General features: G+C 45.5%; 16 protein-coding genes. 10 read left to right on the top strand and 6 right to left on the bottom strand.

The features are described from left to right. Position 1 precedes the first annotated feature (1 nt). Entirely contained in the window at positions 2 to 928 is a 927-nt protein-coding gene (locus FRZ54_RS23805) for an FKBP-type peptidyl-prolyl cis-trans isomerase (RefSeq protein WP_147034290.1), read from the top strand. Here FRZ54_RS23805 and FRZ54_RS23800 read toward each other — a convergent pair whose 3' ends face one another. From FRZ54_RS23800 to FRZ54_RS23785, 4 genes are all read right to left on the bottom strand, one after another. Beyond that, positions 929 to 2242: a cryptochrome/photolyase family protein gene (locus FRZ54_RS23800; protein ID WP_147034289.1), complete on the bottom strand. Its 1314-nt coding sequence runs from the start codon at positions 2240 to 2242 to the stop codon at positions 929 to 931. It lies immediately after the preceding gene. Beyond that, positions 2235 to 3155: a TIGR01777 family oxidoreductase gene (locus FRZ54_RS23795; protein WP_147034288.1), complete on the bottom strand. Its 921-nt coding sequence runs from the start codon at positions 3153 to 3155 to the stop codon at positions 2235 to 2237. The genes FRZ54_RS23800 and FRZ54_RS23795 overlap by 8 nt, the downstream gene beginning before the upstream one ends. Before the next feature lie 34 nt (positions 3156 to 3189). Then, a complete protein-coding gene (locus FRZ54_RS23790) occupies positions 3190 to 4077 on the bottom strand; it encodes an NAD(P)H-binding protein (RefSeq protein ID WP_147034287.1) in 888 nt (295 codons plus the stop codon). 73 nt (positions 4078 to 4150) lie between these two features. Further along, positions 4151 to 4462 carry a Dabb family protein gene (locus FRZ54_RS23785; protein WP_147034286.1) on the bottom strand — a complete coding sequence of 104 codons (312 nt, stop codon included), beginning with the start codon at positions 4460 to 4462 and terminating at the stop codon, positions 4151 to 4153. A 197-nt stretch (positions 4463 to 4659) separates the two neighbouring features. Here FRZ54_RS23785 and FRZ54_RS23780 point away from each other — a divergent pair, with 197 nt between their 5' ends. From FRZ54_RS23780 to FRZ54_RS23740, 9 genes are all read left to right on the top strand, one after another. Next, the gene (locus FRZ54_RS23780; protein WP_147034285.1) at positions 4660 to 5976 is read left to right on the top strand and encodes a DASH family cryptochrome; all 1317 of its coding nucleotides are present in this window, start codon (positions 4660 to 4662) and stop codon (positions 5974 to 5976) included. Positions 5977 to 5987: 11 nt separating this feature from the next. Then, positions 5988 to 6434, top strand: coding sequence for a type II toxin-antitoxin system RatA family toxin (locus FRZ54_RS23775; protein ID WP_147034284.1), 447 nt, complete (start codon positions 5988 to 5990; stop codon positions 6432 to 6434). 196 nt (positions 6435 to 6630) lie between these two features. Then, positions 6631 to 9432 (top strand): 2-oxoglutarate dehydrogenase E1 component, encoded by a 2802-nt coding sequence (locus tag FRZ54_RS23770; RefSeq protein WP_147034283.1) that lies wholly within the window; start codon positions 6631 to 6633, stop codon positions 9430 to 9432. 17 nt (positions 9433 to 9449) lie between these two features. Next, positions 9450 to 11048 (top strand): 2-oxoglutarate dehydrogenase complex dihydrolipoyllysine-residue succinyltransferase, encoded by a 1599-nt coding sequence (gene odhB / locus FRZ54_RS23765; protein ID WP_147034282.1) that lies wholly within the window; start codon positions 9450 to 9452, stop codon positions 11046 to 11048. 319 nt (positions 11049 to 11367) lie between these two features. Beyond that, positions 11368 to 12090 carry a cytochrome c gene (locus FRZ54_RS23760; RefSeq protein WP_147034281.1) on the top strand — a complete coding sequence of 241 codons (723 nt, stop codon included), beginning with the start codon at positions 11368 to 11370 and terminating at the stop codon, positions 12088 to 12090. Beyond that, a complete protein-coding gene (locus FRZ54_RS23755; protein WP_147034280.1) occupies positions 12063 to 12476 on the top strand; it encodes a hypothetical protein in 414 nt (137 codons plus the stop codon). Before FRZ54_RS23760 ends, FRZ54_RS23755 begins: the two co-directional genes overlap by 28 nt. A gap of 11 nt (positions 12477 to 12487) precedes the next feature. Then, positions 12488 to 13027, top strand: a complete 540-nt coding sequence (locus tag FRZ54_RS23750) for a YceI family protein (protein WP_147034279.1) — start codon at positions 12488 to 12490, stop codon at positions 13025 to 13027. A 113-nt stretch (positions 13028 to 13140) separates the two neighbouring features. Next, positions 13141 to 13956, top strand: a complete 816-nt coding sequence (locus FRZ54_RS23745; protein WP_147034278.1) for a DUF5777 family beta-barrel protein — start codon at positions 13141 to 13143, stop codon at positions 13954 to 13956. Between the two features lie 20 nt (positions 13957 to 13976). After that, a complete protein-coding gene (locus FRZ54_RS23740) occupies positions 13977 to 14390 on the top strand; it encodes an OB-fold protein (protein ID WP_147034277.1) in 414 nt (137 codons plus the stop codon). A gap of 159 nt (positions 14391 to 14549) precedes the next feature. On the opposite strand, the gene FRZ54_RS23735 is transcribed toward FRZ54_RS23740, so the two are convergent. Together FRZ54_RS23735 and FRZ54_RS23730 are read right to left on the bottom strand one after the other, a co-directional pair. Then, positions 14550 to 15011, bottom strand: coding sequence for a hypothetical protein (locus FRZ54_RS23735; RefSeq protein WP_147034276.1), 462 nt, complete (start codon positions 15009 to 15011; stop codon positions 14550 to 14552). Beyond that, positions 15008 to 15481 carry a RidA family protein gene (locus FRZ54_RS23730; RefSeq protein WP_147034275.1) on the bottom strand — a complete coding sequence of 158 codons (474 nt, stop codon included), beginning with the start codon at positions 15479 to 15481 and terminating at the stop codon, positions 15008 to 15010. The genes FRZ54_RS23735 and FRZ54_RS23730 overlap by 4 nt, the downstream gene beginning before the upstream one ends. Positions 15482 to 15488: the final 7 nt, after the last annotated feature.

Below are 15488 nucleotides of genomic sequence, written 5' to 3'. Positions count from 1 at the left end.
AATGAAAAAAATACTTTTTACTTTTTTAGTGCTTTTTGCCATTGGTATTACGTCGTGCCGCAAAAGTAGCTCCGACCTTAATATCAAGCAATACGACAATCAGCAGATACAAAACTATATCAGCGCAAATGGCCTTTCAGGCATGGAACGTGACACTACCGGGGGAGATACAACGGGGATCTATTACAAGATAATTGACCAGGGAAAAGGACCAGCCTTGAATTATCCTGATGTCATTTCCTATGTATATAAAATGAATTCTTTTGATGGTAAGTATACCGTCCAGGATACGGTATTGAACCATGGCTATAGCGTTTTGGGTCACATGGTGCCGTCAGGGGTGCAGATCGCAATACATAACCTACTGAAATACAGGGGCGGTAAAATGCGCGTGCTCGTCCCTTCGCATTTAGGGTACGGCTTGGCCGGTTTCGGTACAGGTAGCACGACGCTAGCTAACGGACGTTTAGCAGGCAACCAATGCCTTGATTTTACTATTTATGTTGTGTACGACCAAACTAAGTATGATGACCTGGTGATCCAGAACTATATGACCGCTAATAGCTTGACAGGATATACCAAAGTAACCGAAGGTCCTGACTCCGGTTTGTATTATAAGATTACCGCGGTCGGCACGGGAGCGCAGGTTAATATTAATTCGACCGTGCAGGCAAATTATGTTGCCAAATTGATGAACAATACCGTTTTTGATGACCACTCATCTATAACCGCCTCATTCAGCGACCTTGGCGGAGGATCCATCACTAAGGGGTTTGCCGACGGCATGCTGCTTACCAAAAGCGGTGACGGGGGTATATCCATGCTTATCCCGTCGAGGCTGGCTTACAGTACCTCAGGTATCTCAGGCTCTATACCTGTCAATGCCTGTCTGAGATTTGATGTCACCAACATAACGATAACACAATAGTTATTTGGTTAGGGCCTCTTTAAACGCCTTCAAACACCGTTCGCGGGCAAAAGTATGATCGATAATGGGTTTTGGATACTTGCTGAAATCGGCATATTCCGGAACCCATTTTTTTATGTAAACCAGTTCAGGGTCGAATTTTTTGGCTTGCGAATCGGGGTTAAATATCCTGAAATACGGTGCAGCATCAGTGCCTGAGCCGGCTGCCCATTGCCAGCCGCCAACGTTACTTGCCATTTCATAGTCCAGCAATTTGCGCGCAAAATAGCGTTCGCCCCACCGCCAGTCTATCAGCAGATCTTTGCTCAGAAAGCTTGCCGTAACCATACGTACGCGGTTGTGCATAAAGCCGGTTGTATTTAGTTCACGCATGCCGGCGTCAACCAGTGGGTACCCGGTTTGTCCTTTGCACCAGGCCTTGAACTGTTTTTCGTCGTTCACCCATCTGATACGATCGTATTCCGGTTTAAACGCGTGATCCATTGTTTTTGGGAAATGATGCAGGATCATCATATAAAACTCCCGCCATATCAGCTCATCCAGCCAGGTTTTTTCGTAATATTCATTCGCCTTACGGGTCAGGTCGCGGATGCTTACAGTTCCGAAGCGCAAATGCAGACCGATATGCGATGTACCCTTCGTGGCGGGAAAGTTTCTTTTATCAGCATAATCCTTAATAAACTGCTCATAATTTCTATCGGGAAATTCACAATCGCTTTTTTCAAACCCCATCGATTTTAAAGATGGAATAGCTGGTGAATTATGCTGGCATAAATTGCCGAGGTATTTTTCCGTTGGGTATGATTTCAAATAAAATGGTTTCAGTTTTTGATACCATTTACGCATATAAGGTGTGTATACCGTATAAGGCAGGCCGTCATCTTTCACCACTTCGTCTTTTTCGAATATGACCTGGTCTTTAAAGGTTTCAAAGCCAATGCCCTGCTTTTTCAGCAAATGCTCAACCGATTTATCGCGCTCCGCGGCGTAAGGCTCATAATCGTGGTTGGTGTAAACTGTTCCAATAGCATATTCCTTTACTATTTCCTTCCAGGCATCCCCGGCCTTGTCATACTTTACCAATAAGCTGCTGCCATGGGTTTCAAGCTTCTCTTTTAGCTCTTCAATTGAATTATAAATAAAAGTTACCCTTGCATCGTCCTTGTCTTCCAGTTTATCCAGTATCTCCCGGTCGAAAATGAACAGGCATAAAACCGGGTTTGAACCTTTAAGTGCGTGATAAAGACCTGCATTATCATGTACACGCAGGTCGCGGCGGAACCAGAATATATTCAAGACAGTTTGTTTATTCATAGATTTCGCTTAAGGCTTCTTTTAATTCGGGATGGTTGAAATGAAAGCCGGCCTCCTCAATTTTTTTTGGTGATACTTTGGTGCTGCCCAATATTACAACGCTCATCTCGCCCATCAGTAATTTGAAAACAAAACCGGGCACATTAAAGGGCCATAGCGGTTTGCGCAATTGTTTGGCTATAGCCTTCATCAATTGTTTATTGGTAACCGGGTTGGGCGCCGCCATATTAAATACACCTGCTATGTGTTCGTTCTCAATAGCGAAAAGATAGGTACCAACGGCATCCTCCCAGTGTATCCATGGCACCCATTGTTTCCCGCTTCCAAATGCAGCGCCGGCAAATAGTTTTACAGGCATGGCCATTTGAGGTAAGGCCCCACCCGACCGGTCTAAAACTACCCCTGTCCTGTATTTTACAATACGAACTCCTAAACTATTTCCTTCATCGACGGCTTTTTCCCAGGCAACGCAACATTCGGGCATAAAACCCGGCCCGGGTGTGCTTGCCTCGGTCATTAACTCATCGCCACGGTCGCCATAGTAGCCAATTGCCGCCGCAGATATGACAGTGTGGATTTTATTGGTCCTTTTATGCATCAGGCCATAGATCAGCCTGATCGACTCGGTCCGGCTGTCTATCAGTTCTTTTTTGCGTCCTTCGGTCCATCGTTTATCAACAATTCCAGCACCGGCAAGATGAATCAGGATATCGGCGTTATCAATACATTGCTCATCAATTTCACCTTTGTGCACATCCCATAAAAAAGTTTTTACCCGACTGTCGTTGCCCGGCTTGCGGCTAAGATGGCTCACGGTATATCCTTTTTGCAATAGAGCCTCGGTCAACGGTTTGCCGATGGAGCCAGTGCCCCCGGTTACCAGGATGTGTTTATTTGGAGATGCTTGCTTCATGGAAGTTGGCAGGAGTTTAATGCAACATACGAAATTACACCGACATCGATTTTTCGGTATGATTATGTATCAACTGCAGCGATTGCTTGAAGGTGACGCACTCGCGGGGTAAAATGTCTTTTATGCAATCTTCCTCGCAAACAGAATCGTATCTCAAATTTTCGAGCAGGCTTTGTGCCTCAGGATAATTGATCGGCGACAGGAAGTTTGCGAGGTACGCCGCCAGCCTGGAGTTTAACCGTGGCAGTGTTACAATGTTTGGTTTCTCGTCGGCATAAGTGGCTATATACAACAACAGCATTTGCTTAAACGTGATGGTTTGCGGGCCGCCAATTTCAAATTTGCGGTTGTAAGTTGTGCGGTTAAGCAAACAATCGAGCAGGTAGCCCAATAAGTCGCCGATATAAATAGGCTGTATATTAGCTTCGGACCATGCTTTGGTTATCACGATCGGCTTATTTTCCGTCAATGCCCTGAAAAGTTCCATGGAAATACTGCCCGGCCCGACGATCATAGAGGTTTGTAAGCCTGTCAGCGAAGCGCGGCCGGCGGCGAGTATTTTTTCGATATGCTCGCGCGAAGCCGCATGCAGATCGCCTACCGTTATCAACTGGCTGCAGTGGGTCTTATTCAATGCGTCCATGAAATTTTGGGCAGATAACGCCTCGAGCCCGGCGAAGCCCGAAGTTTGCGTAAGCCGGTTGGCCAGGTAAAATGCAGCATCAATATCTACAGGGAACTCTTCGATGCTGTGCGACCGCAGCAGATCGCCATTAAGAACTACAACTCCGTCATAATTATGCTGAGCTGAAAAATATTTCTTGTCGCGGGCAACACATATAACCTGGTGCCCTTTTTCTATCAGGCAAGGTATAAGTTGGCTGGCAATGTAACTGTTCGCACCGGCAAGCAATACTTTCATCTAATGCTCAACAATAAAAGCAGGAAGGTGTTTTTATTATTTGACAGCCTCCCGATAAATGACTGAGGGTCGACTAAATATTTACATTATCCAGTACCAGAACCTTTGAACACAAGGGTTTAGCATACTGTTCGGCGAAGATGACGTGTGTAGGGTCGTGCTGGTAGGCTTCTTCTTCTTCAAGTGTGTTAAAAAGTAATAGAAGTGACACATCGTACGAGCTGTCTATCACATCCCGGTTGGTATCGGCGGGCACACCAATATGCATATCGCGGATATGGGTTATAGGCTTCAGCAATTCCAGACCTTCGATAAGTTTTGTCTTGTCTTCCTTGTTTTTCAGCCAAAAGTGTACATGATGTACGAATGTGTTGTGTAGATACATGTGTGTATGATTATTTCAGGCGAAAGATGGCTATAAATTGGATGAAATACAATAAATACGTGGCTTTGTTACTTTGCGTTTACATTGAAATTGTACCTGCTTAAATGTTGCCTCGATGTCAAATAACATCCTATATTATGCTTTAAGATTAATTTATTGCAAATTTGCAGGTTGACTGGTCAGAGGTACTTTAATATATGAGCGGAAAAACGATATTGGTTTGGTTCAGGAACGATCTTCGCATCCACGATAACGAAATATTGCTTGAGGCTACAAAAAAGGCAGACAAAGTACTCCCGGTGTACTGTTTCGACCCGTTCTATTTCAAAAAAACCGATATCGGCCTTGATAAAACAGGCAGTATTCGCGCCCGTTTTTTACTGGAGTCGGTGGCCAGCCTTCGCAAAAATCTGCATAAGCTGGGCAGTGAGTTGATAGTGCGGACGGGTGATCCGGCTGAGATCATCCCTCAACTGGCGCAACAATACCAGGTTAGCGAAGTATACCATCACCGCGAGGTTGCATACGAAGAAACAGAAATTTCAGAAGCTGTAGAGACAGCGCTTTGGAAGATAAAACTTAACCTCAAACATTTTATCGGTCACACATTGTACCATAAAGAGGACCTTCCATTCCCGATAAAGGATATTCCCGATAGTTTCGCAACTTTCAAAAAGAAGATAGAGCGCGACAGCGATGTTCGGCCCTGTATTGAAACTCCGCGGCATATCATTACACCGGAGATAGCAGAAGCAGGGGAGCTGCCAACGCTTGGCGACCTGGGTTTAAGAGCGCCTGATGCCGATCCGAGGGCGGATTTTCATTACGAAGGGGGAGAGACAGCTGCTTTGCGGCAAATGCATCAGTATATTTCGAGCCTGGATAACATGCCACTGCATAAAGGTGCAAGACACATGTCTGATGCGCCGTCACGGCTATCGGCGTGGATATCGCTTGGGTGCCTTTCGCAAAGGATGGTTTATCACGAAGTAACCAAGCATGCTAACGGTGCACATACTTCAGGATCTCCCCTGATATTGGAATTACTGTGGCGCGATTATTTCCGCTTCATGTTTAAAAAGCACGGCAGGCAATTTTTCAATGCCGATGGGATCACTGATGACCTTGCGCAACCGGCGGCTGGTGGAGACGATGTATTTGAACTTTGGAAAAACGGGCATACCGGAGTGCCTTTTGTAGATGCTGCCATGCATGAATTGAATGCGACCGGCTACATTGCCAATAATAAACGCCAGATAGTAGCCGCCTTTTTGATAAATACACTGAAAGCGGACTGGCGAAAGGGCGCTGCTTATTTTGAAGAAAAACTTATCGATTATTCGCCCGCAAGCAATTTTGGCAACTGGGCCTTCGTGGCCGGAGTAGCGAACCATACCCGTGACAACCGTTACTTTGCAAGCGTAAAACTGGCGGAAAAGCCGGAGACTGAAAGCGATTTTATCAGTACCTGGTTACCGGAGATCAACGACAGTAACAGCCTGGTCGAGGTTTAAATTAGCTCCCAATGAGACCCCTGAAACTTTCTGAAAAGATCCTTATCAATAAGGGCTCCCAATTGGTGTTCGATTACACACAGGACTATTCAAATCGTCTTTTATGGGATACTTTCCTTAAAAAAGCTGAGCTTATTGATGGCGCTGAAAACGCCGGAGTAGGAGTAAAGGCATGGTGCGTCGCCCGTAACGGTTTGGGTATGGAGACAAAATACGTGACCTTCAATCGCCCGAAAAATACCGCGGTAAAAATGACCAGGGGACCGCTTATGTTCAAATCGTTTTCGGGGTCATGGCTGTTCCGGGAATTGGAACATGAACAAACTGAAGTTGCCTTCATTTATTCTTTTCGATTGCGATTCCCTTTTTACATATTTAAGCGCACTATTAAAAATAGCCTTCAACGCAACGTCCGGAAAAGACTAGCAGACCTGAAAACCTGTATCGAAGGGACATAAGCGCATCGAAAATCTTTTTAATTATACCGTGCGGTATAATTAAAAAGATTTAAAAACGATTCTTATGCGCTTGATTGGGGTGATTATCCCGCAATATGCCGATTGCAAGCAATTTATTACAACCTTTTGAAAATAAATTATAAAGTTTCCAATCTGATATGTGTAATTTTGTACCGTTTTACTGATTGGTTTCTGCATGGAGCGCCTAAATTATATTGACAGCGGTAACGCTGCCTACATTAATACACTTTACGAAGCATATACCCAGGACCCCGAAGCGGTCGATTTTGGATGGCAAAAATTCTTTGAAGGCTTTGACTTTGGCCGCGAGGCCAAAGGACCCATTTCCTCGGGTGGAGAGGGATCAGAGCATTTTTTAAAGGAGATCAATGTACTCAACATGATCAACGGGTACCGTACCCGCGGGCACTTGTTCACCAAAACAAACCCGGTGCGCGAGCGCCGCAAATATTTCCCCGGTAAGGAACTGGAGACATTTGGCCTGAGTGAGTCTGATCTTGATACGGTGTTTAACGCCGGGGTGGAAGTGGGCATGGGGCACGCCAAATTGCGTGATATCCGTGATATGCTGGAGCAAACCTACTGCCAGTCGATAGGGGCCGAATACAGATACATTCGCAATCCGATAAAGATCAAATGGTTTGAGGAACGGATGGAAAGCAACCGCAATACACCATCCTTCAATACCGAAGAGAAATTGCGGATGCTGGATAAATTGAATCATGCCGTAATTTTCGAGAATTTCCTTGGAACAAAATTCCTTGGCCAAAAGCGTTTCTCGCTTGAGGGGGCCGAAGCTTTGATCCCTGCAATGGACTCCGTAATTCAAAAAGGCGCCGAACTGGGTATACAGGAGTTTGTGATAGGTATGGCCCACCGTGGCCGGCTTAACGTGCTGGCCAATATCATGGAGAAAACCTACAAAGAGATTTTTTCAGAATTTGAGGGTAAAACCTATGATGCGGAATCAGGTTTTGGCGGCGACGTAAAGTATCACCTTGGTTTCTCTACCGACGTGGAGGCAAAGAATGGGAAAAAAGTGCATTTGAGCCTTTGCCCAAATCCTTCACACCTGGAGGCGGTGGACCCTGTAGTGGAAGGTCTGACCCGTTCGAAGATCGATTTTAAATACAATAGCGACTATACCAAAATAGCACCCATACTTATTCACGGCGACGCGTCTATAGCCGGCCAGGGTATTGTTTACGAGGTGTTGCAGATGGAAAAACTGGAGGGTTACCGCACCGGCGGCACCATTCACCTGGTGATCAATAACCAGATAGGTTTTACCACTAATTTTAAGGATGCGCGTTCAAGTACCTATTGTACCGATATTGCAAAGACAGTTCTTTCGCCGGTTTTCCATGTGAACGGCGACGACGTAGAGGCCCTGGCCTTCGTCATCAACATGGCGATGGAGTACAGGCAAACCTTTCATGATGATGTTTTTATCGATATTCTGTGTTACCGCAGGTACGGACATAATGAGTCGGACGAACCAAAGTTCACACAGCCATTGCTTTACAAGGCAATAGAAGCGCACCCCAATCCGCGCGAGATATACTACCAGCAGTTGCTCGCCCAGGGAACTATCAATGCCGACCAGGCAAAGATCATGGAAAAGAATTTCCGCGACCTGCTGCAGCAAAAACTCGATGAGTCGAAAGCCGAGGACAGGTTTACCGATACTATCCAGATGTTTGAGGGTGCCTGGGAGGGCTTGCACCTGGCATCTGCCCAGGATTTTACAAGCCCTGTAAACACGGCAGTAACGAAAGATGAATTTATTGACATTGCCAAAAAAATAACCACGCTGCCTAAGGATAAAGAGTTTTTCAAAAAGATCGAAAAATTGTTTGAAGAGCGCAGCAAAATGGTGACCAAAACTCAAACGTTTGATTGGGCCATGGGTGAGCTTTTGGCTTATGGCAGCCTGCTAAAAGAGGGCCACCCGGTAAGATTGAGCGGAGAGGATGTAAAGCGGGGAACTTTCTCGCACCGTCATGCCGTTTTAACTTTGGTTGACTCGGAAGAAGAATACACACCGCTGGATACTTTGGGCACCGAAGCAAAATTTACGATATACAACTCGTTATTGTCGGAGTATGGCGTGCTGGGTTTTGAATACGGTTATGCGCTTGCTAACCCCAATGCCCTGACAATATGGGAGGCCCAATTTGGCGACTTCTTTAATGGTGCCCAGATCATTGTAGACCAGTATATTGCCAGCGCAGAAACTAAATGGCAGCGCGGTAATGGATTGGTGATGTTGCTGCCCCATGGCTACGAAGGCCAGGGGCCTGAACACTCTTCGGCGCGCATTGAGCGCTTTATGGAACTTTGTGCTGATAATAATATCCAGGTGGCAAATTGTACAACGCCTGCAAATTTCTTCCATATTTTGAGAAGGCAACTGCACCGCGAGTTCCGCAAGCCGCTGATCATTTTTACACCGAAAAGCTTGTTGCGAGCGCCGAAATGTGTGTCGCCGGTAGAAGATTTTACAAATGGGGCTTTCCAGGAAGTAATTGACGATAATTACGCCGATGCGAAAAAGGTGAAACGGGTGTTGTTCTGTTCAGGCAAGCTATATTATGAACTGCTGGAAAAACAACAGGCCGATGAGCGCAGGGATGTTGCCATTGTCCGTATCGAGCAACTATATCCTACGCCCGAACAGCAAATGCTGAAAATAAAGGCCAAATACAGCAAAGCGACTGACTTTATATGGGTGCAGGAAGAACCTGAAAACATGGGTGCCTGGCCTTACATGTGCCGCAAGTTCCGCAAAAGCGAATTGCAACTTGATGTGGTGTCGCGCAACGAAGGCAGCAGCACTGCCACAGGTTTTGCCAAGCAGCACGCCTCGCAGCAATTATATGTGATATCAAAAGCCTTTGATACACCCGCAGGAGAAGCTGTAAAGAAAACGGTAAAAAGAACAACCAATAAAATGGCTAATGTAGCCGCCGACTAAACGTACAACACACTACTATGAGTTTAGAGATAAAAGTTCCGCCGGTAGGCGAATCAATAACCGAGGTAACCCTCTCGCGATGGCTGAAAAAAGACGGCGATAGTATTGCCATGGACGAAGTAATTGCCGAGTTGGAATCTGACAAGGCTACTTTTGAACTTACCGCCGAAAAAGCCGGGACTTTACAAACGGTAGCTAAGGAAGGGGATACCCTTGCTATTGGCGCCGTAGTTGCCAGTATTAATGACAATGGAGCAGCCACGCCGGCCAGGGAAGCCGTTCCCGCGCCTGCTGCATCTCAGCCGCAGCCGGAGGTCGTGGCCAATGCACCTGCCCCGGCGCCTGTCGCCCAGGCGAATGAGGGCGGCTCGCTAGAGATCAAAGTTCCGGCGGTAGGGGAATCTATTACCGAAGTGACATTGTCGCGCTGGCTGAAAAAAGACGGGGATACTGTTGCTATGGATGAAGCACTGGCAGAATTGGAATCGGACAAAGCTACTTTCGAACTTACTGCCGAAAAGGCCGGGGTATTAAAGACCATAGCCAAAGAGGGCGACGTTTTGCCTATCGGCGCTGTAGTTTGTTCTATTGAAGGAGCCGGCTCAGCTGCTGCCTCTGCTCCTAAAACCGAAACTCCGGCAACTGCTACGACGGCCACCGCTCAAAATTCCGAAAAAACTTACGCCTCGGGCACGCCTTCGCCTGCTGCGGCAAAAATATTGGCTGAAAAAGGCATCGACCCCTCGCTCGTTCCGGGAAACGGTGTGGGCGGGCGTATAACCAAAGCCGACGCGATGACCGCCGTTACTGCCGACCTTGTATCGGAAAACCCACAGGGCGGTGGCAGGGTTTCGACGCCGGCAAGCCTTAAAACCGAGGTTAAAGCTCCTGAAGCTGCTACGCCTAAAACGCCGGATGGCAGAGAGCGCAGGGAGAAAATGTCGCCCCTGCGCAAAACGGTAGCCCGCAGGCTGGTAGCTGTGAAGAACGAGACCGCGATGCTGACCACATTTAACGAAGTGGATATGTCGCCAATAATGGAGATCCGTTCCAAATACAAGGATAAATTTAAAGAGAAACATGACGTTGGCCTCGGCTTTATGTCATTCTTCACCAAAGCGGTTTGCGAAGCTTTGAAGGAATGGCCGGCAGTAGGTGCGCGCATTGAAGGTGAAGAGATAGTTTACAGCAATTTTGCAGATATATCTATCGCCGTATCTGCGCCGAAGGGCCTGGTAGTACCTGTTATTCGCAATGCCGACAGTATGAGCCTGGCCGAAATTGAAAAAGCAGTAGCTGCCCTGGCTGCCAAAGCGCGTGATAATAAACTGACCATCGATGAGATGACAGGTGGTACCTTTACGATAACCAACGGCGGTGTATTTGGCTCGATGATGTCGACGCCGATCATCAATTCGCCTCAGTCGGCTATATTGGGTATGCACAATATTATCGAGCGACCTGTTGCAGTGAACGGACAGGTGGTGATCAAACCGATGATGTATGTGGCCCTGTCTTATGACCACCGTATCATCGACGGGCGCGAATCGGTAAGCTTTCTGGTGAGAGTGAAACAATTACTGGAAGACCCGGCGAGGTTATTGCTGGGTGTATGACCGCTGATTGGGCAGTTTTTTTAGATTTAGTTGATTTTAGATATTTTAACCCGGTTTATGCCGGGTTTTTTTATGGTGTTAAAACTTCATCGTTACACCGCATTAACATTTATTCAACCTTGTGACAACTGCGTGTTTTACAAAATACGGTCATATATCTTTAATCGGTAAAAAATTTCTCGTTCAAATATAATTTTTTAAAAAATGCTGCGTTTTTTGATTGTAACTTTTTTAATACAATAACTGTTAATGCATTTATCTTAAATGTGTTAGGTGGAATTTTTCGCCAGGTATTATTAGAAAAGGTTACCTATCAACCATGAAAAAGCCCCTATTAATCGTTGCGGCATTCTTTGCCGTACTGTTTTCGTGTACACATGATGCAGTAAACCCATCAAACCCCACCAGTTCATCCACCGGCAATACTTCTGGTAGTACAAGCGGGACCGGAACAGGTACCGGATCAGGAAACGGCACAAATGCCATCTGTTTCCAGACGGACGTGCTTCCATTATTTCAAACCTATTGCGCAAGTGCCGGCTGCCACGATGCGGCAACCGCCCGTGAGGAGTTGGTATTAACCAGCTACGCCAACATTATGCGTGGTATCTCAGCAAACAAGCCAAATTCGAGCAAATATTACCAGGTTATTGCAGATGGTTCGATGCCCCCGCGAAACTCTCCTAAATTAAGTTCGGCGCAAATAGCTACTATCGCTAATTGGATTAAAGCCGGGGCGACAAACAATACCTGCGTAGTAGCCACCTGCGATACCACGAAGACCACCTATACCAACGGCGTCTCTCAAATTTTTGCAACGTATTGCAATGGCTGTCATGGCCTGGCACCAGGATCGGGTAATGTTGTGTTAAGCGACTACGCCAGTGCAAAAGCCGCCGGTGTTGGAATGAAGATCAACTTTCTAAATGCCATTAATTATACTTCAGCAACCCCGGCTATGAATATGCCCCAGTCAGGTAAGTTGAGCGATTGCCAGATCACGCAAATAACCAAATGGATAAACAGCGGCTGTCCGCAATAACGTATAGCGCCATGAAGTACCTGATGATATTGTCTCTCCTGATGTTGGGTAGCGCCGGTTGTTATTATGATCATGCTGATCGAAGCTACCCCCAATCACTATCAAGCGCGACCTGCGATGTGACAGCCGTAAATTACAGCACAAGTGTGACATCCATTTTAAGCGCAAATTGTTACAGTTGCCATAGCGGCAACGCATCGGCTGGCGGGGGTATCCAATTGGATTCCTATGCCGCTGTGAAAACCTATGTCACCAACGGGCAATTGATGAATTCCATTAATCATACGGGCGGGATACCTGCTATGCCTTTAAACGCGCCGCAATTATCCTCCTGCGATCTCAAAACCATTCAAACCTGGATAGATAATAATACCCCTAATAACTAAAACTCAAAACAATGAAAAAACAGACGTTGCTCCTGGTTTTAATAGTTGCATCATTTCAGCTACAGGCGCAAAAATTATTCGCAACCAAAACAGGCCAGATCAAATTCAATGCAAGCAGCCCGCTTGAACAGATAGTCGCGATTAACAACCAGGTAGACAGCAAAATGATCGATAAAACCGGGCAAATAGTGTTTAGTGCGCTCATCAAAAGCTTCAAGTTCGAAAACCAGTTGATGGAGGACCATTTTAATGAGAATTATATGGAGAGTTCTAAAATTCCCAAAGCTGAATTTAAGGGATATATTACCAATGTATCATCAGTAGATTTTTCAAAAAATGGCAAATATCCTATTACGGTGGAAGGAACACTTGCTATGCATGGCGTGTCGCAAAAAGTGTCGACTGCCGGTAGCATAATAATCGAAAACGGGAAGCCATCCATAAGTGGGTCTTTTAAGGTCAAAATTAAGGACTATGGGATCACGGGACTTTATATTGGCGAAAAGATTGCCAATGAAGCTGAGATATCGATCAATTGTAAATATGAATAGCCATGGGCACATTTTCCAATTGTGCAAGATATCAAGGATGTCTTGCTATTGCATTACTATTGGTACATTTTGCCGTTTGCACAGCTAATGCGCAGGATGTTGACCTTTTTAAGATGCAAGACGAACAAAATAAGAAAGATAAAAAACAAACGACGGAAATAACCACATCTATATTTAAAACTACGCGAATAGTCAACGGACAATCAATTGAAAATACCGGTGCAGGTATTTTGGACCTGAAGATATCGCACAGGTTCGGGACGGTGAACACCGGAGCGTATAATTTTTTTGGGCTTGACCAGGCCTCTATGCGTATCGGATTGGACTACGGTGTCACAAGCCGGCTGGAGGTCGGCATTGGGCGAAGTACCTTTAATAAGGAGTTTGACGGATTTTTTAAATACAGGATATTACGCCAGTCGACAGGCAAAGTAAATATGCCGCTATCGGTCAGTGTAGTATCGACCGGCATTTTGCGTACGGTTAAAGATGCGCCGGCAGATTATCCGATTCACTACTCCGATCATCTAAACTACGTAAACCAGGTTATTGTGGCGAGAAAATTTGGTGATTATTTCTCCCTTCAGTTTGTACCAACCATGGTGCATTATAACATAGTGCCGACGACCGCTTTTAGAAACGACCTTTATTCACTCGGAACCGGTTTCCGCTTGAGACTGTCAAAAAGAGTGAATCTTACAGGGGAGTATTATTACCAGTTTGAACGGTTGCAGGGATATTACAACGCCGCATCGGTCGGGTTTGACATCGAAACGGGGGGGCATGTTTTCCAGCTGTTTTTTACCAACTCGACCGGAATAAATGAAAGAAGTGTGATTACCCAGACAGATGGACGCTGGGCAAATGGCGGCATCCATTTTGGTTTCAATATCTCGCGGGTATTTGTGGTTTCCAAACATAAAAAGTAAACAATTAACAGAATCAGATCATGTGGAAGAAGATTATTTTTGGAGTTATAGCGGCAATTTTTGTAGTTGCTGCAAGCGGGTGGTATTATGTTTTTGAATACTCAGAAACTCACCACAGAAGTGTTGAAAATGAAAAGGCGACAGTAGTTACGGCGACCCGGATAGTTAAGGATTTTGAGGCAAATGAAGCTTCAGCTAATGCAAGGTACCTGGATAAGGCCATTGAGGTGAAGGGGGTGATCTTAAAAAAAGAGAAGGACCAGGCCGGTAATACAACAATTACCTTAAAAAGCGGGGACCCATTTGCCAATATTTTTTGTACACTAAAGCCGGGCAGGTACGATCTGCGAGATTCAGTTATTGTAGTAAAAGGCATTTGTACTGGCTTTTTAAGTGATGTGGTGTTGAACGGAGCAGTTGTTGTTAAGGATTGATCACGGCTTTTTAGCTACCGTTGTTTCCTCGTTCAGTAAAATATCGTTCCTAAGCCGGTTTGCTTGCCTGTCCTGGTGGGTTTGCGACAGGTCTGAATAGCAGATTCAAATTAATTAAATATTTAGCCCGGTTTGTGCCGGGTTTTTTGTTTGAAAACATCAGTCAAACTCCTCAAGCGGTATAGCCTCATCAAAGTAGGATTTAAATTTTTCGGACAATATTTCCCTGGTGAATTTGACAATAGTATAAGCGCTATCAAAACAATCTACCTCGATCTCAGCATCCGGGCATTGCAGATGTCCATTTTGCCAGATCAATTCATTTCCTTCTGAATAAGGTAAATTCTTTTCATCGATCTTAATTTCCATAGCCACGGGTATGGCTATTATTGTACCCCAATAAAGTTGAATGTGACCGTGGAGCACTTTCCTGAATTCACCGGCCGTTAAAATAAAATATTTTTGCTCGTAATCAATCGGGGCATTTTCTATACCACCTCCGCCATCAATACCTGAAATTACCCAATTATAACCGTCGATATATTCATCCAGTGGCTTGAGTATCTCATCCAAATAGGTAAGAAATTCCAATTTGTCGCTTTGGTGAATAATCCAGTTCATCTGTTTTTCGGAATCACCGCCGTCGCTTCTACCTCTAATAAAATATCATCCCTGAACAGTTTACTAACCTGGACAAGCGTGCTTGCAGGTGGATTTTTGACGTTGATAAACTTGTCCCTTACAGCGCGCAACGCTTGCAGCTGGCTTACATCGCGCACAAAAAAGCCAAGTTTAACAACATTGTCCATTTTTCCGCCGGTTGCCTCAACTATACTTTTGATATTCTGAAACACCTGTTCGGCTTGTTTACCGAAATCGTCTTTCCCAACAAGGTTTCCTTTATTATCAAGGGCCACCTGCCCCGATATGATCAGCATTTTACAGTTTCCAAGATCCACAATAGCCGCGTGCGAATAACCTCTCGGAGTTGAAACCGATGCCGGGTTTATAAATTTAACCAAAGAAGTATCAGCCTGTGCGAACGACAGTTTTGCCAAAAGCAGTAATGGTAGGATCAGCAGCTTCTTCATTGCACTA

This window comes from Mucilaginibacter ginsenosidivorans (genome assembly GCF_007971025.1).
Classification (GTDB): Bacteria; Bacteroidota; Bacteroidia; order Sphingobacteriales; family Sphingobacteriaceae; genus Mucilaginibacter; species Mucilaginibacter ginsenosidivorans.
The sequence above is the reverse complement of the archived record's forward strand: the minus strand, read 5'-3'. Positions and strand labels throughout refer to the sequence as shown.